The 19,042-nt window shown below is 65.5% G+C and carries 20 protein-coding genes and 1 pseudogene; 9 read left to right on the top strand and 12 right to left on the bottom strand.

What is annotated here, in order from left to right; genetic code table 11:
* The 3 genes from catA to QLQ86_RS17455 form a co-directional block, all read right to left on the bottom strand.
* Positions 1 to 911 (bottom strand): catechol 1,2-dioxygenase (gene catA, locus QLQ86_RS17445; protein WP_282816692.1); only part of this gene is annotated, 911 nt, incomplete at its 3' end.
* 65 nt (positions 912 to 976) lie between these two features.
* Positions 977 to 1,267 carry a muconolactone Delta-isomerase gene (gene catC, locus QLQ86_RS17450; RefSeq protein WP_106232437.1) on the bottom strand — a complete coding sequence of 97 codons (291 nt, stop codon included), beginning with the start codon at positions 1,265 to 1,267 and terminating at the stop codon, positions 977 to 979.
* Positions 1,268 to 1,333: 66 nt separating this feature from the next.
* Entirely contained in the window at positions 1,334 to 2,452 is a 1,119-nt protein-coding gene (locus QLQ86_RS17455) for a muconate/chloromuconate family cycloisomerase (RefSeq protein WP_282734312.1), read from the bottom strand.
* 105 nt (positions 2,453 to 2,557) lie between these two features.
* Here QLQ86_RS17455 and QLQ86_RS17460 point away from each other — a divergent pair, with 105 nt between their 5' ends.
* Entirely contained in the window at positions 2,558 to 3,460 is a 903-nt protein-coding gene (locus tag QLQ86_RS17460; RefSeq protein ID WP_282734313.1) for a LysR family transcriptional regulator, read from the top strand.
* A gap of 101 nt (positions 3,461 to 3,561) precedes the next feature.
* Here QLQ86_RS17460 and pobA read toward each other — a convergent pair whose 3' ends face one another.
* On the bottom strand, positions 3,562 to 4,746 hold the full coding sequence (gene pobA / locus QLQ86_RS17465) for a 4-hydroxybenzoate 3-monooxygenase (RefSeq protein ID WP_282734314.1): 1,185 nt from the start codon (positions 4,744 to 4,746) through the stop codon (positions 3,562 to 3,564).
* A gap of 160 nt (positions 4,747 to 4,906) precedes the next feature.
* Here pobA and QLQ86_RS17470 point away from each other — a divergent pair, with 160 nt between their 5' ends.
* On the top strand, positions 4,907 to 5,800 hold the full coding sequence (locus tag QLQ86_RS17470; RefSeq protein ID WP_282817803.1) for a helix-turn-helix domain-containing protein: 894 nt from the start codon (positions 4,907 to 4,909) through the stop codon (positions 5,798 to 5,800).
* Between the two features lie 70 nt (positions 5,801 to 5,870).
* On the opposite strand, the gene QLQ86_RS17475 is transcribed toward QLQ86_RS17470, so the two are convergent.
* From QLQ86_RS17475 to QLQ86_RS17485, 3 genes are all read right to left on the bottom strand, one after another.
* Positions 5,871 to 7,160 (bottom strand): TRAP transporter large permease, encoded by a 1,290-nt coding sequence (locus QLQ86_RS17475; protein ID WP_282734316.1) that lies wholly within the window; start codon positions 7,158 to 7,160, stop codon positions 5,871 to 5,873.
* The gene (locus tag QLQ86_RS17480) at positions 7,150 to 7,677 is read right to left on the bottom strand and encodes a TRAP transporter small permease (protein WP_282734317.1); all 528 of its coding nucleotides are present in this window, start codon (positions 7,675 to 7,677) and stop codon (positions 7,150 to 7,152) included. The genes QLQ86_RS17475 and QLQ86_RS17480 overlap by 11 nt, the downstream gene beginning before the upstream one ends.
* Before the next feature lie 123 nt (positions 7,678 to 7,800).
* Positions 7,801 to 8,505, bottom strand: coding sequence for a GntR family transcriptional regulator (locus tag QLQ86_RS17485; protein ID WP_282734318.1), 705 nt, complete (start codon positions 8,503 to 8,505; stop codon positions 7,801 to 7,803).
* 149 nt (positions 8,506 to 8,654) lie between these two features.
* Between QLQ86_RS17485 and QLQ86_RS17490 the strand changes: the two genes are divergently transcribed.
* The 3 genes from QLQ86_RS17490 to QLQ86_RS17500 all read left to right on the top strand — a co-directional run bounded on the left by QLQ86_RS17490 (position 8,655) and on the right by QLQ86_RS17500 (position 11,759).
* The gene (locus QLQ86_RS17490) at positions 8,655 to 9,713 is read left to right on the top strand and encodes an aromatic ring-hydroxylating dioxygenase subunit alpha (RefSeq protein ID WP_282817804.1); all 1,059 of its coding nucleotides are present in this window, start codon (positions 8,655 to 8,657) and stop codon (positions 9,711 to 9,713) included.
* Positions 9,710 to 10,681 (top strand): PDR/VanB family oxidoreductase, encoded by a 972-nt coding sequence (locus tag QLQ86_RS17495; protein ID WP_282734320.1) that lies wholly within the window; start codon positions 9,710 to 9,712, stop codon positions 10,679 to 10,681. Before QLQ86_RS17490 ends, QLQ86_RS17495 begins: the two co-directional genes overlap by 4 nt.
* A gap of 67 nt (positions 10,682 to 10,748) precedes the next feature.
* Entirely contained in the window at positions 10,749 to 11,759 is a 1,011-nt protein-coding gene (locus tag QLQ86_RS17500) for a TRAP transporter substrate-binding protein (protein ID WP_282734321.1), read from the top strand.
* Between the two features lie 168 nt (positions 11,760 to 11,927).
* Here the strand turns inward: QLQ86_RS17500 and QLQ86_RS17505 are convergent, their stop codons facing one another.
* The 3 genes and pseudogenes from QLQ86_RS17505 to QLQ86_RS17515 form a co-directional block, all read right to left on the bottom strand.
* Entirely contained in the window at positions 11,928 to 12,956 is a 1,029-nt protein-coding gene (locus QLQ86_RS17505) for a TRAP transporter substrate-binding protein (RefSeq protein ID WP_282734322.1), read from the bottom strand.
* Positions 12,957 to 13,168: 212 nt separating this feature from the next.
* On the bottom strand, positions 13,169 to 13,459 hold the full coding sequence (locus QLQ86_RS17510) for a hypothetical protein (protein WP_326521291.1): 291 nt from the start codon (positions 13,457 to 13,459) through the stop codon (positions 13,169 to 13,171).
* A gap of 73 nt (positions 13,460 to 13,532) precedes the next feature.
* Positions 13,533 to 13,781, bottom strand: a pseudogene (locus QLQ86_RS17515) (FAD-dependent monooxygenase); the annotation flags it as partial.
* A gap of 69 nt (positions 13,782 to 13,850) precedes the next feature.
* Between QLQ86_RS17515 and QLQ86_RS17520 the strand changes: the two are divergent.
* Positions 13,851 to 14,096 carry a type 2 periplasmic-binding domain-containing protein gene (locus tag QLQ86_RS17520; protein WP_282817957.1) on the top strand — a complete coding sequence of 82 codons (246 nt, stop codon included), beginning with the start codon at positions 13,851 to 13,853 and terminating at the stop codon, positions 14,094 to 14,096.
* On the opposite strand, the gene QLQ86_RS17525 is transcribed toward QLQ86_RS17520, so the two are convergent.
* Both QLQ86_RS17525 and QLQ86_RS17530 read right to left on the bottom strand, forming a co-directional pair.
* The gene (locus tag QLQ86_RS17525; protein WP_282817805.1) at positions 14,060 to 14,875 is read right to left on the bottom strand and encodes a M48 family metallopeptidase; all 816 of its coding nucleotides are present in this window, start codon (positions 14,873 to 14,875) and stop codon (positions 14,060 to 14,062) included. The genes QLQ86_RS17520 and QLQ86_RS17525 overlap by 37 nt on opposite strands.
* 39 nt (positions 14,876 to 14,914) lie before the next feature.
* On the bottom strand, positions 14,915 to 15,838 hold the full coding sequence (locus QLQ86_RS17530; RefSeq protein ID WP_282817806.1) for a LysR family transcriptional regulator: 924 nt from the start codon (positions 15,836 to 15,838) through the stop codon (positions 14,915 to 14,917).
* Positions 15,839 to 15,996: 158 nt separating this feature from the next.
* On the opposite strand from QLQ86_RS17530, the gene QLQ86_RS17535 reads away from it, so the two are divergent.
* From QLQ86_RS17535 to QLQ86_RS17545, 3 genes are all read left to right on the top strand, one after another.
* The gene (locus QLQ86_RS17535) at positions 15,997 to 16,209 is read left to right on the top strand and encodes a hypothetical protein (protein WP_282734325.1); all 213 of its coding nucleotides are present in this window, start codon (positions 15,997 to 15,999) and stop codon (positions 16,207 to 16,209) included.
* 206 nt (positions 16,210 to 16,415) lie between these two features.
* A complete protein-coding gene (locus QLQ86_RS17540) occupies positions 16,416 to 17,669 on the top strand; it encodes a sodium:solute symporter family protein (RefSeq protein ID WP_282817807.1) in 1,254 nt (417 codons plus the stop codon).
* Between the two features lie 17 nt (positions 17,670 to 17,686).
* Positions 17,687 to 18,985 (top strand): amidohydrolase, encoded by a 1,299-nt coding sequence (locus tag QLQ86_RS17545; protein ID WP_282817808.1) that lies wholly within the window; start codon positions 17,687 to 17,689, stop codon positions 18,983 to 18,985.
* Positions 18,986 to 19,042: the final 57 nt, after the last annotated feature.

The raw sequence follows: 19,042 nt of genomic DNA on the forward strand, positions 1-19,042 counted from the left end.
CGGGCGTGGCGCACCTGCAGCTCGGGGGCGTCGGTCTTCGCCAGCTCGATGTCGAACACCACCTCGGAGAAGGGGCCGTCCAGCTCGCGCCGGGCGATCTCGGCCGGGTCCTCGATGCGGCTGGCCGGCACCACCAGCTCCTCGCGGGTGGCGAAGGCGAAGTCGTCGAAGGTGTAGGGGTCGCCCGCCAGGTTGATCTGGGTGGTCAGGTGCTGGTGGCCCGGGGCGGAGATGAAGTAGTGAATGTGCGCCGGGCGCTGGCCGTGACGGCCGAGCAGGTCGAGCACCTGCTGGGTCGGGCTGTCCGGCGGGCAGCCGTAGCCGGAGGGGATGATGCTGCGCGCGGTGTAGCGGCCCTCGGCATCGGTAAAGATGCTGCGGCGCAGGTTGTACTCGGACTGGGTCGGGTCGAAGAAGGAGTAGCCGCCCTTGGAGTTGGCGTGCCAGATCTCGACCTTGGCGCCGGCGACGGGGTGGCCGTCGACGTCACGCACCTGGCCGGTCAGCCACATGGTCTCGCCGTCCTGGTCCTTGCCGTCGTCCATGCGCGCGAAGCCCTCGGCCTCCGGGGCGCCGGCCACGTAGAGCGGGCCCTCGATGGTGCGCGGGGTACCGCCCAGCAGGCCGCGCTCGCGGTCGGCGGCGTCCATGCGCATGTCCAGGTAGTGGTCGAAGCCCAGCCCCGGGGCCAGCAGGCCGAACTGGGTGCCATTGCCCAGCGCGTTGAGCACGCTGACGGCGGACCAGAACTCCTCGGCACTGACGTCGTAGTCGTCCATCAGCCGGAACAGGTCGGAGAGCAGGCGGTGTATGATCTGCTTGGCGCGCTCGCTGCCGCCGTCCTGGTCGAAGCCGGCGACGGTGGTCAGGAAGTCCTGGACCTCGGGGGTGTCGAAAATCTTCACGGTCATGGTCGGTTATCCTCGATCGTTATCTGGTGCAGTCCCGCAGCGGACTGGCGTGCTTCATCCGTGACTCAGGCGTCGTCCTCGCGGATGGAGGACGGGTGGCGACACAGCGGCTTGACGCTGATCTCCATGTAGGGAAAGAGCGGCAGGTTGCTGACCAGCTCCTGAAGCTCGGCGTTGTCCTCGACGTCGAAGATGCTGACGTTCGAGTAGCTGCCAGCCACGCGCCACAGGTGGCGCCACTTGCCGGAGCGCTGCAGCTCCTGGGAGTAGGCCTTCTCGGTCGCCTTGATCTCGGCGGCCTGTTCCGCTGGCATGGACGGCGGCAGCTTGACGGTCATTTCCACCTGAAACAGCATGATGTCCTCCTCCTCTCTTCGGGACTGGCCCGATAACGATTGATGGCGGCCGCTTTCGAGCGGGCCTTACCGGCGCGCGTAGTGGGCCAGCTTGTCTTCGTCCAGGGTGATGCCGAGCCCCGCGCCCTGGGGCAGGTCGACACCGAACTCGCGGTAGTTGAGCGGCTCGGCGACGATGTCGTCCTTGAGCAGCAGCGGGCCGAACATCTCGGTGCCCCAGGCCATCTCGGGAAGCGTCGCCCAGGCGTGCAGCGAGGCGGTGGTGCCGATGCTGCCCTCGAGCAGGGTGCCGCCGTAGAGGCCGATACCGGCGGCCTGGGCCACATGGGCCAGCTCCAGCACGCCGTGCAGCCCGCCGGACTTGGCGATCTTGAGGGCGAAGGCCCCGCTGAAGCCGCCGGCCACCAGGTCGAGCCCGTCGCGGGCGTCCTGCACCGCCTCGTCGGCCAGCATCGGCACGTTGAAGCGGTTGGCCAGGCGGATCAGGCCGGCATGCTCGCGGGCGGGAATGGCCTGCTCGATCAGCTCGATGCCGGCGTCCTGCAGCGCCTGGATGCCGCGCACCGCGGTGGACTCGTCCCAGGCCTGGTTGACGTCGACCCGCACGCTTGCCCGGTCGCCCAGGGCCTCCTTGATGGCGGCCACGTGGCGCACGTCCTGGTCCACCGGGTTGGCGCCGATCTTCAGCTTGAAGTCGCAGTGGCGACGCTGCTCGAGGCGCAGCAGGGCCTCGTCGATGTCCTTTTGGGTATCGCCGCTGGCCAGGGTCCAGAGCACCGGCAGGTGGGTCTGGCGGGCGCCGCCCAGCAGATCGGCCACGGAGAGGCCCAGGCGCTTGCCCTGGGCGTCGAGCAGCGCGGTCTCCAGCGCTGACTTGGCGATGGCGTTGCCGCGGGCCTGGCGATTCAACCGGGCACGCAATGCATGGACGTTGCCCGAGGGCTGGCCGATCAGCAGCGGCGCCAGGTAGGCATCGATATTGGTCTTGATGCTCTCGGGACTCTCGGGGCCATAGGTCAGGCCGCCGATGGTGGTGCCCTCGCCGAGGCCCTCGATGCCATCGCTGTGACGCATCCGCACGATGACCATGGTCTGGCAGGCCATGGTGGTCATGGAGAGCTTGTGGGGGCGGATGGTTGGCAGGTCGACCAGCAGCGTCTCGATGCTTTCGATCACGGATGACATGGGGGGCTCCGAAGTCCGGGAATCTGGTGATTGCATGGCAGTCTGATTGCAGCGGGAAGACCGAACCAATATTGTTTGGGTGCCCTGCCATACCCAGGAGGTATCATGGAACTGCGCCATCTCAGGTACTTCTGCGTGGTCGCCGAGGAGCTCAACCTGACCTGTGCCGCCGAGCGGCTGCACATGTCGCAGCCGCCTTTATCCCGACAGATCAAGCAGTTGGAGAACGAAGTCGGGGCGGAGCTGTTCGAGCGAGGCTCCCGCGGCCTGCGCCTGACCACCACTGGGCAGTTCTTCCGGCAGCACGCCATCCAGATACTCGAGAAGGTGGACGCCACCCTGGAGGCCACAAGGCGCATGGCCCGCAGCAAGCGCGTCATGTTCGGCATCGGCTTCGTGCCGTCGGTGTTCTATGGCCAGCTACCGCTGCTGGTCCGCGACTTACGACAAAAGGATAATATCGAGCTGAGCCTGGCCGAGCTGACCACGGTGCAGCAGATCCAGGCCCTGAAGGCGGGTCGTATCGACATGGGCTTCGGTCGTCTCAGGATCGACGACCCGGACGTGGAGCAGGAGGTGCTGTTCGACGAGCCGCTGATGGCGGTGTTACCGACCGGCCATCCGCTGGAGGGCTCCACCCCGACCCTCGAGCAGCTCGCCCGCTACCCGCTGATCCTGTTTCCCGCCAAGCCACGCCCCAGCATGGCCGACATGGTGCTCGGGCTCTTCCGCCGCCAGGGGCTGAAGGTAGAGGTGGTGCAGGAAGCCAACGAGTTGCAGACGGCGCTGGGCCTGGTGGCCTCGGAGATCGGCATCAGCCTGGTGCCCGAACAGGTCAAGCGCGTGCAGCGCGACGGCATCAGCTATGTCTATCTCGCCGACAGGAGCATCACCACCCCCGTCATCTGCAGCCGCCGCCGCGGGGAGGCCCCCTCCCCCGTGATGCAGGAGGCCAACGCCATCCTCGAGGTGCTGGTGGAGAACCGCCGCAGCGGGCGCTATCCCTGAGGCACCGGCGCCATGCCGTCTGTCCGGCCGCCGGTGACCGCCCACGACAGGACCCGGGCCCTCGGGCCCGGGTCTCGAAGTAATGTGCGCGAGCGGTCGCGCTACTCGAGGGACTCGTAGGGCAGGCCCACGTAGTTCTCGGCGATGGTGGTCAGTCCGGCCTCGGAGTTGGTCACGTAGTCCAGTTCGGCCTGCTGCATGCGGGTATTGAAGTCCTCCTCCTCGGAGAACTTGTGCAGCATGGAGGTCATCCACCAGGAGAAGCGCTCGGCCTTCCAGATGCGCTTGAGGCAGGTCTCGGAGTAGTTGGGGATCAGGTCGGTGCGACCCTCCTGGTAGACCTTCACCATCAGCCGATAGAGGGTGTTGACGTCGCTGGCCGCCAGGTTGAGGCCCTTGGCGCCGGTGGGCGGCACGATATGGGCGGCATCGCCCACCAGGAAGAGGCGCCCGAACTGCATGGGCTCGACCACGAAGCTGCGCAGCGGCGCGATGCTCTTCTCGATGGAAGGCCCGGTGACCAGCTTCTCGGCCACCTCGTCGGGAATCCGCCGCTTGAGTTCCTCCCAGAAGCGCTCGTCGGACCACTCCTCGACCTTCTCGTCCAGACCCACCTGGATGTAGTAACGGCTGCGGGTCGACGAGCGCATGCTGCACAGGGCGAAGCCACGCTCGTGGCGGGCGTAGATCAGCTCCTCGGCGACCGGCGGGGTGTCGGAGAGCAGGCCCAGCCAGCCGAAGGGGTAGACCTTCTCGAACTCCTTGATGCGACCCTCGGGGATCGACTTGCGCGAGATGCCGTGGAAGCCGTCACAGCCGGCCACGTAGTCGCACTCCAGGCGATGGGTCTCGCCATCCTTCTCGAAGGTGACATAGGGGCGGTCGGTCTCGAGATCATGGGGCTGGACGTTGTCCGCCTCGTAGAGGGTCGTGCCGCCCGTAGTCTCGCGAGCCTCCATCAGGTCCCGGGTCACCTCGGTCTGGCCGTAGACCATCACCGTCTTGCCGCCGGTGAGCCCGGCCAGGTCGACGCGCACGCGGCGATTGTCCAGGGCCAGCTCGACGCCGTCGTGGACTTCGCCCTCCTCGTCCATGCGCTTGTCGACACCCGCCTCGCGCAGCAGGTCGACCATGCCCTGCTCCAGCACGCCGGCACGGATACGGCTCAGCACGTACTCGCCGGACTTGCGCTCGAGGATGACGTTGTCGATGCCCTGGCGGCTGAGCAGCTGGCCGAGCAGCAGGCCCGAGGGACCGGCGCCGATGATCGCGACCTGTGTCTTCATGGGGAGGCTCCGTTGTTAGGCAGTGGTGAACATCTGTTCGCTATGTGGATTGTATTTTTCACTGAAACCCACGCCCATATAAGGCAATATTGGCAGAGTTAATTGGACAATCCCAATACGCATGGCCGACTTTAGTCGTAAAGCGCTGACCGGAGGCCCGATGTCCAACGCCGCTGTCCCCGTCTTCAAGCTGTATGGCGAGACACGCCACTGGCCGACGCCGGACCTGCTCCACTGGGAATCGATTCCCGAACGCAGCCGGCTGCACGACTGGAGAATCCGCCCGCATCGCCATACCGACCTCCTGCACCTGCTTCACCTGTCTTCCGGCCGAGTCAGCCTGGAGCTGGAGGGGAGCCTGCACGCCCATGACGCCCCCCTGGTCATCGTGGTGCCAGCCATGAGCATTCATGGCTTCCATTTCTCGTCGGATACCCAGGGCCATATCATCACACTGGCCAACCCCCTGGCCAAGCGGCTGGAAGAGCGCCTGGGTGGCCAGGCCGAGGTGCTGTCCCGGGCCACCGCATACCCTCTCGAGGGAACCCGGCAGGCCGGGCGCATCGCCACCCTGGTGGACCAACTCGGAGAGGAGTATCGCCACCCGGCACCCGGCCGCGAGCGGCTGCTTGAGGCGTTCACCGAGGCACTGTTCATCGAGATCTCGCGCCTCGTCGACAAGCGCGCTGCTGCCAGCACAACGAAACGCCCGCAACCCCAGCACCGAGGGCTGGCCCACCTGCAGAACTACCAGGCGCTGATCGAGAGACAGTTCCGCCAGCAGCCCAGCATCGAGCGGTTCGCCGAGCAGATGGGCATGACCAGCGCCCACCTCAACCTGCTGTGCCGGCGCCTTGCCAACCGCAGTGCCCTGCAGCTGCTCCATGAGCGCCTGCTGCTCGAGGCCAAGCGCCAGCTCACCTACACCAACATGACCATCGGCCAGGTCGCCGACTCCCTGGGCTTCTCGGAGCCAGCCTACTTCACCCGCTTCTTCAAGCGACTCACTGGCCTCTCGCCCCGGGACTTCCGCCGGCGCCAGCCGGAGGCTTAGTCCCGATACAAAAGCGCCCTCGGCCAGGCTTGCTGTACCGAGGGCGCGGTGAACCGCCAAACGCAGTCAATCAGATCAGAAACATCGTGGAGAGCACCGGGAAGAGGATCAAGAGGGTGAGCCGCAGCAGGTCGGAGACCACGAAAGGTGCCACGCCCCTGAATATCTCCCCCAGCCCCACGTGGGGGGCCATGGCCTTGATCACGAAGACGTTCATGCCCACCGGCGGCGTCATCAGGCCCAGTTCCACGGTGAGCACGGTGATGATGCCGAACCACACCGGGTCGATGCCCAGCGACTGGATGATCGGGAACACCACCGGCACGGTGATAACCAGCATGGCGATCGAGTCCATGAACATCCCCAGCACGAAGTAGAGCAGCAGGATGCACAGCACCACCACGATCGGCGCCAGTTCCATGCCGTAGAGGATGTCGGTGATCGAGAAGGAGATCCGCGACACCGAGATGAAGTAGCCCAGGGTCTCGGCCCCCACCAGCATGAAGAACACCACGGAGGAAAGCGCCAGGGTCTCCTGCACGCTGCGCCACAGCTCGGCTCCGCGCATGCCCTTGGCGAGTGCATAGAGCAGGGTGGCGAAGGCGCCGACGCTGGCCCCCTCGGTGGGGGTGAAGGCGCCGAAGTAGATCCCCAGGATCATCACCAGAAAGACCGCGAAGAAGGGCACCAGGCCGGTCATCGACACCAGCTTCTCCCGCCAGGCGGTGGGCTCGCCGGCCACCGCCAGCGAGGGTTTGAGGTGCATCATCACGGTGACTGTCAGGGCGTACATCACCAGCCCCATCAGCCCTGGCACCAGGCCGGCCATGAACATGTCGCCCACCGACTGCTCGGTGAGGATGGCGTAGATCAGCAGCGCAATGGAGGGCGGAATCATGATCCCCAGGGTACCGCCGGCGGCCAGTGCCCCGGTGGCCAGGCCGCGGTTGTAGCCGTAGCGCTCCATCTCCGGCAGGGCGACCCGGGTCATGGTGCTGGCGGTGGCCAGCGAAGAGCCGGAGATCGCCGAGAAGATGCCGCAGGAGCCTACGGCCGCGATGGCCAGCCCCCCCTTCCAGCCGCCGCAGATCACCCGGGCGGAGTTGAAGAGCTTGCCGGCCATGCCGGAATGCGCCGCCAGCACGCCCATCAGGATGAACATGGGTACGGCGCTGAAGCTGTAGTTGGAGAGCACCTCCACCGGCACGGTCTTGAGCTGGGAGATGGCCGCACTCCAGCTGATCACCTGGGCGAAGCCCACTACCCCGACGATCAGCATGGTCAGCGCCACCGGTACCCGCAGCGCCATCAACACCAGCAGCAGGCCCAGGCCGATGGCGCCAATCATCTCACTCCCCATGGGAGACCTCCCCTTCGGCACCGAAGACGGCATTCAGCACGGCATGGATCAGGCTGCGCAGCCCCAGCAGCAGGCTGAGCACGGCGGCCGCGTAGTAGATGGGGCCCATGGGAATTCGCAGGTCCTGGGTCACCTCGCCATGCCGGGTGGCCGACGCCGCCGACTCGAGCAGCCCCAGGAACAGCACCAGCCCCAGGGCCGTGAACCCAAGCAGGTAGACGCCATGCAGGCGGTTCTTGATGGTGGGCGACAGGCCATGGGAGAAGGCCTCCACCACCACCTGGCTCTTCTCCACGTTGGCGGCCATGGCCGCCAGCAGGGAGAAGAGCATCAGGTAGCTGACCAGTTCCACGCTGCCGGAGACGCGCAGGGCGATGGCCCCCTCGGTGAGCCGAGACAGATAGCGGGTGCCAACATCAGCGATGGTCACCCCTAGCAGCCCCACCAGGGCAATGCCGGCGACCAGCTTGCACAAGAGGGCCAGCCACTGGCTGGCCCGTTCCAACTGCGTCTGCATAAGGATCCTCCGGCATTCTGCATGCATCAGTTCGCATAGTGAACACAAGTTCGTACCAAGCGGAAGACTAACTCAGACTATGCCGTCGTGCAGAGAGACTTTGGTCGTAAGGGATCCAATCGATCACTCATCCGTACCGGATAACGACACCGGCTCCATCCCGAGAAGGTCAACATAGCGCAACCCGATGAAGGCATGCTCACGCATCAGCATCTCGGCCCTAGCACCCTCCCCACAGCGAAGCGCCTGGAGTACCAGCTCGTGTTGCAGCTGCGCCTGAAGCAACTTGCGATATTCGCGATCCAGCGCCTCCGTATCGATGATGATGGAGTCTGCGGCGGCGAATGGCAGGTGGTTATTGCGGGCAATGGCATCACCGATCACCGGACTCCCCGCCGCGGCCACAAGCGCCTCGTGGAAACTGTGGTTGATGTCGCCCCATCGGCCAACATCGACTTCTTCCAGATGTCCCTTGGCCAGCAGCTCCCGGCCTTTCTGGATCCAAAAACTCAAGAGCTCGTCCAGACTGTCATCTAACCCTCGCTCGGCCAGGCGTCGCACGGCCAAGCCCTCAAGCACCCCCCTCACCTCAACAGCACAGAGCACATCTGCTGCACTGAACTCTCGCACCCTGAAGCCACGCTTACCGGCTCGCTCCAGCAAGCCCTCCTGTTCCAGGGTGCGAAAAGCCAGTCGTACCGGCGTCCGCGACACGCCGAGCTGTTGGGCCACGCGCACTTCGCCGATTCGATCACCCGGCTGATACTCGCCGTCGCTGATCAACTTGCGAAGCCGGCTGATCACGCTGTCCCCACCGCTACTGCTCACTTGACCTCCCCATACCGAGGTTGAAGATCCATCAGCACGCCTGAATGGATCCAACAAAGGTATAACTTGACCACAAAACCCCGAAAGGTCTCTAATTTGGATCCAAACGCAACGACGCCAGCAACGCCGTGACAAAGAGGAGAAAGCTCATGTTCCCCAAGAACACTTGGTATGTCGCCTGCACCCCCGACGAGTTCGACGACAAGCCGCTGGGCCGCACCATCTGCAACGAACCGATGGTCTTCTTCCGCGGGGACGAAGGCAAGGTCGCCGCCGTCGAGGACTTCTGCCCCCACCGTGGCGCCCCGCTGTCGCTGGGCTTCGTGCGCGACGGCAAGCTGGTGTGCGGCTACCACGGCCTGGAGATGGCCTGCAATGGCAAGTGTTCCAGCATGCCCGGCCAGCGGGTACGCGGCTTCCCCAGCATTCGGGCCTACCCCACGGAGGAACGCCATGGCTTTGTCTGGGTGTGGCCCGGCGACGCGACCAAGGCCGATCCCGAACTGATCCCAGAACTGCGCTGGGCTCACGACCCGGAATGGGCCTATGGCGGCGGTCTCTACCACGTCAACTGTGAGTATCGGCTGATGATCGACAATCTCATGGACCTGACCCACGAGACCTACGTGCATGCCTCGAGCATCGGCCAGCCGGAGATCGAGGAAGCCGCTCCCGAGACCACTGTCAACGACGACGAGGTGATCACCAGCCGCACCATGGAGGCAATCCCGGCACCGCCCTTCTGGCAGGCCGCGTTGCGCGGCATGGGCCTGGCCGACGACGTGCCGGTAGACCGCTGGCAGGTATGCCGCTTCACCCCGCCCAGCCACGTGCACATCGACGTCGGCGTGGCGCATGCCGGTCATGGCGGCTACGAGGCCCCGGCCGAGCTCAAGGCCTCGAGCATCGTGGTCGACTTCATCACCCCCGAGACCGACACCTCGATCTGGTACTTCTGGGGAATGGCTCGCCACTTCAAGCCCGAGGACGAGGCGCTCACGGACAAGATCCGCGAGGGGCAGGGTCAGATCTTTGCCGAGGACCTGGAGATGCTCGAGTCCCAGCAGCGTAACCTGCTCAAGTACCCCGACCGTCAGCTGCTCAAGCTCAATATCGACGGGGGCGGCGTCCAGGCCCGGCGGATCATCGACCGCATCCTGGCCGAGGAAGCCGACACGCCGAGCGGATCACGGGAGGCTGCAAAATGAGCATTCCCAGCTCCCTCTCGTTGATCGTTGAGGTCAAGAGCAAGCGCCAGGAGGCCGAGGATATCGTCACCTTCGAACTGGCCGACCCCCACGGGCGGCCGCTGCCGGCCTTCGGCGCCGGTGCGCATATCGATGTGCAAGTCAAGCCGGGGGTGGTTCGCCAGTACTCGCTGTGCAACCACCCCGAGGAACGCGATCGTTATCAGATCGGCGTGCTGCGCGACCCCATCTCGCGCGGCGGCTCGATCGCCATGCACGACGAGATCCAGGAAGGCGACCTGATCCAGATCAGCGCACCCAAGAACCACTTCCCGCTGGAACACGCCAAGCGCACCCTGCTGTTCGCTGGGGGTATCGGCGTGACACCGATCCTGTGCATGGCCGAACGCCTGGCGCATACCGACGCCGACTTCGAGATGCACTACTGCAATCGATCGCCCGACCGCACGGCTTTTCTCGGGCGCATTCGCCAGGGGGAATTCGCCGACCGCGTGCACTTTCACTTCGATGACGGTGATCCCGATCAGAAGCTCGACCTGGAGCCGCTGATCGGCACACCCGACCCCGAGACCCTGGTCTATATCTGCGGCCCGAAGGGCTTTATCGATTTCGTGCTGTCGACCTGCAAGGCCCATGGCTGGGACAGCCACCAGCTGCATATAGAGTACTTCGCCGGCGCCGAGGCCGATACCAGCGAGGACGACAGCTTCGAGGTCAAGATCGCCAGCAGTGGTGCCAGCTTCACGGTGCCCGCCGACAAGACCGTGCACCAAGTACTGGCGGACAACGGCATCGAGGTCATGGTGTCCTGCGAACAGGGGGTGTGCGGCACCTGCCTGACGCGGGTCCTCGAGGGCGAACCGGACCACCGCGACCTCTACCTGGACGATGACGAGCATGCGGCGAACGACCAGTTCACCCCCTGCTGCTCACGAGCCAAGAGCAAGACCCTGGTGCTGGATCTCTGAGATACCGCCCCAAACATGCCATCAATGGCAACCAACAATACGACAATCACAACGAGAGAGATCCCCTATGAATCTCACCAAGACCGCAGTAAGCAGTGCAATTGCTCTCACGCTGACCGCTACTACCCTAGCCGAGGCGAGCACGACCCTTCGGATCGCGCATGTCTGGCCTGGTGGCTCGCTGATCGACAAGGAATTGTTCCAAGCTTGGGGAGAGAGCGTGGAGGCGGCCTCCGATGGCCAGCTCGAGGTGGAAATCTATCCCAGCCAGACGCTGGCCAAGTCAGACCAGACCTACCATAGCGTGGTTACCGGCATCGCCGACGTGGGCGCCACGGCCCAAGGCTATACGTCCGGCCGCTTCCCGAAAACGCAGATCATCGAGTTGCCTGGTGTTTCCGATAGCAGTCGCCAAGGCTCGTGCATCCTGCAATCACTTTACGATGAGAGCCACATTGGCGGTGAGTACGACGACACGCGACCGCTGTTCATGTTCACCACGGGGCCCGGCTACCTGCATACCAAGGAGAAGCTCATCGAGTCGCCGGCTGATCTAGAGGGAATGCGCATTCGTCGTCCCACCTCGGTGGTCGGCGATATGCTCGAGCGTCTCGGTGCCCAGGCGGTGGGCATGCCCGCACCGGATGTCTTCACCTCCATGCAGCGTGGAGTGGTTGATGGGCTGAGCTTCAACTGGGAAGGCATGAAGACCTTCCGACTCAACGAATTGGCCGAGTATCACACCGAAATCCCGCTCTACGACTTGTCTCTGATCGCTACCATGAGCAGCCGTACCTACGATAGCCTGCCTGATGATCTGAAACAGGTCATCGATGACCACAGTGGCATGGAGTGGTCGCTGAAGGCTGCCGCGGTCTATGACGAGCTGATCACCCAGGGCCGTCAGGATGCCAAGGACGCTGGCCACGAGTTTCTGGTTATCGACGACCCGCTCGAGCATGACGATTGGGGTCCCGTGCTTCAGGAGACCATCGACCGCTATCTGGAGGAAGTCGGCGGCGACGCCGAGGACGTCTATGCGCGAGCAATGCAGTTGAAGGAAGAGTGCGAAGCCTGACAGCTGCCCCCCTACTGGAAAGCGGCGGACCCGAAAGGTCCGTCGCTTTTGGGTGCCTGTTGAGTAATCTGGTCCTTTAATTCACTGCAGATACCTACAAATTAGTCGCCTCGGAGTACAGGAGGGCCAGCCACTGGCTGGCCCGTTCCAGGGTGAACTGCATGCCCCTTACCCCTGTTCGGCGGCGCAGGACTCGCTGGCCGCCAGGGCGGCCTCGTAGACCTCGCGGGCCGGCAGGTCGCGCTCCTCGAGTTCGGCCAGGTAGTTGTCGATGCCGTCCTGGAGCGGCTTCTGCCAGTCCGGATCCTCCAGAGGATTCTCGATCTCGCGGATGGTGTGGCCGGCGTCCTTGGCCTCCTGCTTGCCTTCCACGTCGAGACGGTCGAAGACCTCGCCGGCATTCTCGGCCCACCGCATGCCGGAGTTGGCGTCGATGACTTCCTGCTGCTCGGGGCTCAGGCCGTCATAGGTGCGCTGATTCATGGTGGCCACGAAGATCAGGGTGTAGAACGGCACCTCGGTGTGGTACTCGACAAGCTCGTTGATCCGGAACCCCTTCAGCCCTTCCCAGGGGAAACTCAGGCCGTCGATGACGCCACGCTGCATGGAGGTGTAGATGTCCGGGGCCGGCATGCCCACCGGGCTCGCCCCCATGTTCTCGAGCATCTCGCCGGCCACCGCGGTGGGGCGACGGATGCGCAGCCCCTCGAGATCGGAGGGCTCCTGGACGTCGGTATCGATGGTGTGGATACCGCCCGGGCCGGTGGTGAAGAAGAATAGCGGACGGGTGTCCTCATATTCGCTGTCCAAATGCCCCTCGTCATAGAGGGTCTGCAGCACGCAGGCGCCCTGGGTCGCGGTGGTCGCGACTCCAGGTAGTTCGACGATCTGCGACAGCGGAAAACGCCCGGCGGTATAGCCCTGGGCGGTGGCCCCGATATCGGCGATGCCGTTGCCTACCGCCTCGTAGATGGAATCGGGCTTGGCCAGGGTCCCGGAGGGGAACATCTCGACGCTGAGCTCACCGTCGGACTCCTCCTCGAGGGTAGCCGCCCACTCCTCGAAGATCTCCTGGTTGACGCCAGAGGCGCCCGGCCAGAAGTGGGCCATGCGCAAAGTGGTGGCCGACTGGGCAGAAACGGCTCCTAGGCCGGCGATGGACGCGGCCAGCAGGCAGGCGGTGAACTTGGTCTTCATGGTCATCCTCCGGGTATCGTTATCGTGTTCGCGCGTCCGTTCGCAGAGTGAACATCAGTTCGCTTCACTGACTCGAAGGTAAACCACCCTCCTCTAAGGCGAAAAGCGACTTTGGTCTTACTGGATGCTCCGAGAGCAAGACGGGGTAGACCGGAATCGTCACATGCCGGCCCATCCCTTCCTATCGCGGGTGAAGCGCGATTACCTCAGTCTCAGCTCGGCTCCACCATGAAACGGGAGAAGAAGGCGTCGAGTTCGTCGACACCGTCGAGCGGCAGCACCAGCGAGACGTACTGGTCCGGGCGCACCACCACCAGCGCGCCAGCGCCTCGGTCGATGCCCCGCAGGTCGAAGATGTCCTGGTCGGTCCCCAGTACCGGCGCGTGGGCCTTCTGGTAGTCCTGGAGCCCGAGGGCTCCCTTGTGGGGCTTGAGCAGCGCATGCATGTCGGCCCAGTCCACCTCCAGGTGGGACTGCTGGATGATGCCGTGGACGTCGAAGATCGCGTCGGGATCGGCCCCTTTCGGGGTTCAGCAGGATGTTGCCCGCCTCGGCGGACTGGATCGTGCACTTGAAGCGGATGTCCGGGAAGTCGGTCACCGCCAGCACGTCCAGTCCGCCGAGGCCCTGGGGCACACGGCCGATGGACTCGCGCACCACGCTGTGCGCACCGTCACAGCCGACCACGTACCTGGCGCGAACGCTCTTCTCGCCCTCCGGTGTCTTGAGCCTCACCGTGACGCGCTCGCCGGGGTCTTCGGGCACCGTCACCTTGAGCGTCTCGTGGAGGTAGTTGACCCGCAGGCGGCTGGGGGTGTTGTGCATATATTCCAGTAGGAAGTCGAGCAGGCGCCCGGCATCCGGCTGAGCACCGTACGCAGCCAGAACGAGGACCTGAAGCGGGAGATGGAGGATGGCCGGATCGACCTGGCGATCGGCCTGATCCCCCAGCTCGGCGCCAGCTTCTACCAGCAGGGGCTCTTCGTGCAGCGCTATGTCTGCCTGATGCGTCGGGACCACCCCCTGGCCATGGGGGACTCCGGCCTGGACGACTTCGTCGCCGCGTGCCGGCCTTGCCGACGTCCCGAGCAGGCCCGCCACGATTACCCGGCGCAGTCGGCCGGGGTGGTGGCGCGGTAGGTCGCCATGGCCTCCTCCATGGCGTCTTGAAGTGCCTCGATGCGCGAGCCGTGGGCCGGATGGGTCGAGAGGAACTCGGGAGGCTGGCCACCGCCGGTGGCTGCCATGTTGCGCCACAGCGCCACGCTCTCTTGCGGGTCGAACCCCGCTCGCGCCATGATCGCCAGGCCCATCAGGTCGGCCTCCTCCTCGTGGGCGCGACTGAACGGCAGGCTGATGCCGAGCCGGGCGCCGAGACCCAGGGCCTGCATCAGCTGCTGCTGACCCAGATCCCCCTCCCCGAAAAACCCCACCAGCAGTAGCACGGCCTTGATGCCGAGCTGCTGGGTGAGACGCTCGTTTCCGTGGTCGGCCAGCACATGGCCCACCTCGTGCCCGATCACCGCCGCCAGCTGGGCCGGGGTCTCGGCCACCCGCAGCAGGCCGGTATGCACACCGATGCGTCCCCCCGGCAGGGCGAAGGCGTTGGGGGAGGGATCCTCGAAGACCACCACCTCCCAGGCCCCGGGCCGGTCGCCGGCCGGGTAGCGCGCCTCGGCAGAAGCCACCACCGCACGGGCCACGCACTGCACCCGGCGGTTGACGGCCGCATCGCGGGAGACCGGCTGGCCGCGACGCAGCTGGTCGAAGGCATTCCCGCCCATCTGCTCCATCAGGGTGTCCGGCACTAGGGCCAGCTGGGAGCGCCCGGTCGGGGTCTCCTCGCAGCCTGCCAGCAGGACCAGGGGCAGCACGAACGGAATCATCAATGACAGGCGCAATCGGCAGCGCAGGCGCATCACGTCATCCTTCTCGTCTGTCGTACCAGGCAGGCCAGCCTAGCCCGCCTGGCCCGGGGAGGAAACGTCCCCCTCCCCGAACACCTGGTCGACCAGGCCGACCAGGTTGTGGAGGGCCGGCGAGTCGTTGCTCGACCGCCAGGCCAGCCACAGCGGCATGTCGCAGGCGGTGAGTTCCTCCAGATGCAGGAAGCGGATGCCGGGCATGGGGTGGGCGCTGCTCGCCGAGGGCACGATGGCGATCCCCAGCTCGGCGGCCACCATGCTGAGGATGGTGATGTTGTCGGCGCCGTACTGCACCACCCGCGGCTCGAACTCCAGGCGGGCGAAGTGGGCCATCACGCGGTCGTAGTAGACCGGTGAGACGCTGCGGAAGCCCCATACGAAGTCGGCATTGTTCAGCTCTCGCAGGCGGCGTGGTGGCTCTCTGGCCCACTGGGAAGCTTCAGGCACGGCGAGCATCAGGTGGTCCTGCTGCAGCAGGCGGGTCTCGAGGCCGGGTTGTTCGGCACTGTCCAGGTAGAGGATGCCGGCATCCAGGCTACCCTCCCGCAGCCGCTCCAGCTGGGGCCCCGACAGCAGGGGGAAGACCTCGAAGGCGACCTTGGCATAGCGATCGCGATAGCGCCTCAGCAGGCTGGCCACTTCCGGCACCCAGAGATGGGTCACCGTGACCCCCAGGCTGACCTTGCCGATCAGCCCCTGGCCCAGCGCCGAGAGTCGCGTTCGAATCCGGGTACGCCTGTCGAGTAGTTGGACGGCCTCGTCGTAGAGCGCCTGGCCGGCCACCGTCAGGCTGACCCCACGAGCATGACGCTCCAGCAGTCGAGTGCCCAGGTCCTCCTCCAATAGTCTAACCTGCCGAGTCAGCGCCGGCTGGGCGACGTGCACCTGGCGGCTGGCCGCGGAGATGGAGCCGGTCTCAGCAACGGCAATGAAATAGCTGAGTTGGCGGAATTCCATGGTTGCCTCGCCGACAGATACAGGGTGCCTCCGACTCTATCCATATCAATACGGCATGTCAGCAATACTAAACCTATATTTTTTCTATCGCTCGAAGGGTTTCATAGTCTCGGGACAACCCATAACAAGTCTCGCCGTGTGCGAGCTGGACTCCCTCCATGAACAAGACCTATCACCTCCTCACGGGGCTGCACTTCGCGGTGTGCACCCTGGCCATGATCTGGCCCGGCGCCCTGATCGCCAACCGCATCGAGCCCACCGTGCTGGGCCTGCCCTTCCTGTTCTTCTGGTACATCCTGTGGATGCTGGTGCTCTTCGTCGGCATGTGGATCGCCTTCGTCGTACGTCACGGAGGTGGCCGCCATGAGTGATTCAGTGATCGTGGTCGGCATCACGCTGGCCTACCTCGCCGCGGTGCTGTGGGTCGGCCTGCGGGCGCGCAACCAGGAAAGCTCCAGCCTGGAGGGCTATGTCGCCGGCGGCCGCCATGTCGGCGTGGTGATCCTGTTCTTCATTCTCGGTGCGGAGATCTTCTCCGCCTTCGCCTTCCTCGGTGCGCCGGGCTGGGCCTACCAGCATGGCTCCGAGCTTCTATATCCTCGCCTACCTGTCGCTGGTGCCCATCACCATCTGGGCCCTGGGTCCGCGGGTGGCGAAGCTGGGACGCGAGCGCGGCTACCTCACCCAGGGCGACATGATCGCCGACCACTACCGCAGCAAGCCGCTCGGTATCCTGGCCGGGGTCATCGGCGTGCTGGCATTGGTGCCCTACCTGACCATCCAGATCGCCGGGGCCGGCCTGCTGTTCCAGGCGGCCACCGATGGCCTGGTACCCTTCTGGCTGGGGGCCCTGCTGGCCTTCCTCGTGGTGGCCGCCTATGTGTTCGCCAGCGGCCTGAGCGGTATCGGCTGGACCAACCTGATGCAGGGCATCATGATGATCGCCATCGCCTGGTTCCTCGGCCTCACCATTCCCGAACGCCTCTATGGCGGCGTCGGCGAGATGTTCGCCCAGCTCCAGCAGGCCGCCCCCGAGTACCTGACCATGCCGGGCGCCACCGACATGAGCTGGGGCTACTTCAGTACCGCCGTGCTGGTCAGCGCCTTCGGCGGCGCCATGTGGCCGCACCTGTTCATGAAGTTCTACTCCGCGGACAGCGGCGAGTCCCTGCGCAAGGTCAGTGTCTTCTATCCGCTCTACCCGCTCTACGCATACCTGCTGGTCCCGCTGCTGTTCATCGGCTTCGCCGGCATCCTGGTGTTCGCCGATGAGCCCCTGGCGCGTGCCGATACCGTGCTGCTGCGCATGGTGATGGATGTGGCCAACTTCTCGCCCTGGGTCATCGGCCTGATGCTCTCCGGCGCGCTGGCAGCCGCCATGTCCACCGGGGCCAACCTGGCCCATACCGCGGCCGTGGTGCTCGTACGCGATGTCTTCGGCCCCACGGTGATGAAGGGGGCCAGCGAGAAGGCCTCGGTATCTGCCACCCGCTGGAGCGTGCTCGGGCTGTCGCTGATCGCCTATCTCTTTGCGCTGATCAACCCCGCCTCGCTGGTCATGCTGCTGCTCGGGGCCTATGGCCTGCTCGTCCAGCTGTTCCCGATGGTGATCGGCGCACTGTTCTTCCCGCGCCTGCGCCGCGCCAGCGTGATGTTTGGTGCCCTGATCGGCAGCCTGGCCTATCTGCTGATGGAGTTCATCTGGAGCTCCCCGCTGGGCTGGCATGCCGGGGTCTGGGCGATCCTGCTCAACCTCCTCGTCGTTGCCGTCAGCCAGCACTTCAGCCAGCCGGCTTCCCGGGACCCGTCCGCGGCCCGCCAACCTTCTTGATGGATACGGAGACTCTCATGACCATGCACGCCCAAGATCCCGACCTGAAAGAGGCGATCGGCGCCCAGGCCGACGCGGCCTTCGAGACGGTCCAGGCGCTCTATCGCCAGCTCCATCAATATCCCGAGCTGCCTTTCCAGGAGCACGCCACCAGTACCCGGCTCGCCGAGGCGCTGGAACATCTCGGCCTCGAGGTGACCCGTGGCGTGGGCGGCACCGGTGTGGTGGCCCTGCTGCGCAACGGCGAGGGCCCCACGGTGATGCTGCGCGGCGACATGGACGCCCTGCCGATCAAGGAGGAGACCGGCCTGGACTACGCCAGCACGCGGACGGCGGAGACCGAGAGCGGCACGGTCCCGCTGATGCATGCCTGCGGCCACGACCTGCACAGCAGCTGCGTGGTGGGGGCCGCCGCCGTGATGGCCGGGCTCAAGGACCAGTGGTCCGGCACCCTGATGCTGATCTGCCAGCCGGCCGAGGAGATCTTCGGCGGTGCCAGGGCCATGCTGGAGGACGGCCTCTACGAACGCTTCGCTCGGCCGGACGTGATCCTCGGCCAGCACAACATGCCGGCCCTGGCGGGCACCGTGGGGCATCGTGCCGGCGGCGCCATGGCCGCCTGTACCAACCTGGCCGTCACCATCCACGGCGCCGGCGGTCACGGTTCCATGCCGGCCCAGACGGTGGATCCGGTGGTGATCGCCGCCCATGTGGTCACGCGCCTGCAGACCATCGTCTCCCGCAAGGTGCCACCGGAGGAGACCGTGGTGGTCACCGTCGGCAAGCTGCATGCCGGCACCCAGGCCAACATCATTCCCCACTCGGCGGAGCTCGAGATCAATATCCGCAGCTTCGACAACGCCCTGCACCGCCAGGTGGTGGAGGCCATCGAGCGCATCATCCGCGCCGAGTGCGAGGCGGGCCGCTCCCCGACGCCGCCGGAATTCCGCGTGCTCAACGAGACCCTCGCCCTGCACAACGATCCCGCCACGGTCGAGCGGGTGCGCCAGGCCCACGGCGAACACTTCGGCGAGGCCAACCTCTACGCCATGCCGCGCCTCAACGGCAGCGAGGACTTTCCCTACTTCGGCAATGCCCAGGCGGGGGGCTTCGGTGGCGAGGATATCCCCTACGTCTACTGGTTCATCGGGGCGACCCCCGAGGAGCGCTGGCAGGCCACGCCAGGCAACGGCGTGGCGGAGAAGATGCGCCACCTGGAGATGCCCCACTCGCCCTACTACTTCCCGGGCAATGCCGTGACCCTGCGCACCGGCATCGAGGCCATGGCCGCCGGGGCGCTCGCCTACCTGGGCTAGCCTCGCTCGGACAGCGACGCCCTGCAGAATGGAAAGGGGGCGGCATCCCTAGATGCC

Source organism: Halomonas rhizosphaerae (genome assembly GCF_030012485.1).
In the GTDB taxonomy this organism is placed as follows: Bacteria; Pseudomonadota; Gammaproteobacteria; order Pseudomonadales; family Halomonadaceae; genus Halomonas; species Halomonas rhizosphaerae.

Bases quoted from the DNA above. Each gene is read 5' to 3' on its own strand.
- QLQ86_RS17480 (WP_282734317.1), bottom strand. From the start codon at position 7,677: ATGCAGACGCAGTTGGAACGGGCCAGCCAGTGGCTGGCCCTCTTGTGC.
- QLQ86_RS17535 (WP_282734325.1), top strand. From the start codon at position 15,997: ATGAACAAGACCTATCACCTCCTCACGGGGCTGCACTTCGCGGTGTGC.
- QLQ86_RS17500 (WP_282734321.1), top strand. From the start codon at position 10,749: ATGAATCTCACCAAGACCGCAGTAAGCAGTGCAATTGCTCTCACGCTG.
- QLQ86_RS17490 (WP_282817804.1), top strand. From the start codon at position 8,655: ATGTTCCCCAAGAACACTTGGTATGTCGCCTGCACCCCCGACGAGTTC.
- QLQ86_RS17545 (WP_282817808.1), top strand. From the start codon at position 17,687: ATGACCATGCACGCCCAAGATCCCGACCTGAAAGAGGCGATCGGCGCC.
- QLQ86_RS17470 (WP_282817803.1), top strand. From the start codon at position 4,907: ATGTCCAACGCCGCTGTCCCCGTCTTCAAGCTGTATGGCGAGACACGC.
- QLQ86_RS17475 (WP_282734316.1), bottom strand. From the start codon at position 7,160: ATGGGGAGTGAGATGATTGGCGCCATCGGCCTGGGCCTGCTGCTGGTG.
- QLQ86_RS17460 (WP_282734313.1), top strand. From the start codon at position 2,558: ATGGAACTGCGCCATCTCAGGTACTTCTGCGTGGTCGCCGAGGAGCTC.
- pobA (WP_282734314.1), bottom strand. From the start codon at position 4,746: ATGAAGACACAGGTCGCGATCATCGGCGCCGGTCCCTCGGGCCTGCTG.
- QLQ86_RS17505 (WP_282734322.1), bottom strand. From the start codon at position 12,956: ATGAAGACCAAGTTCACCGCCTGCCTGCTGGCCGCGTCCATCGCCGGC.
- QLQ86_RS17530 (WP_282817806.1), bottom strand. From the start codon at position 15,838: ATGGAATTCCGCCAACTCAGCTATTTCATTGCCGTTGCTGAGACCGGC.
- QLQ86_RS17455 (WP_282734312.1), bottom strand. From the start codon at position 2,452: ATGTCATCCGTGATCGAAAGCATCGAGACGCTGCTGGTCGACCTGCCA.
- QLQ86_RS17495 (WP_282734320.1), top strand. From the start codon at position 9,710: ATGAGCATTCCCAGCTCCCTCTCGTTGATCGTTGAGGTCAAGAGCAAG.
- QLQ86_RS17525 (WP_282817805.1), bottom strand. From the start codon at position 14,875: ATGCGCCTGCGCTGCCGATTGCGCCTGTCATTGATGATTCCGTTCGTG.
- QLQ86_RS17540 (WP_282817807.1), top strand. From the start codon at position 16,416: ATGGCTCCGAGCTTCTATATCCTCGCCTACCTGTCGCTGGTGCCCATC.
- catC (WP_106232437.1), bottom strand. From the start codon at position 1,267: ATGCTGTTTCAGGTGGAAATGACCGTCAAGCTGCCGCCGTCCATGCCA.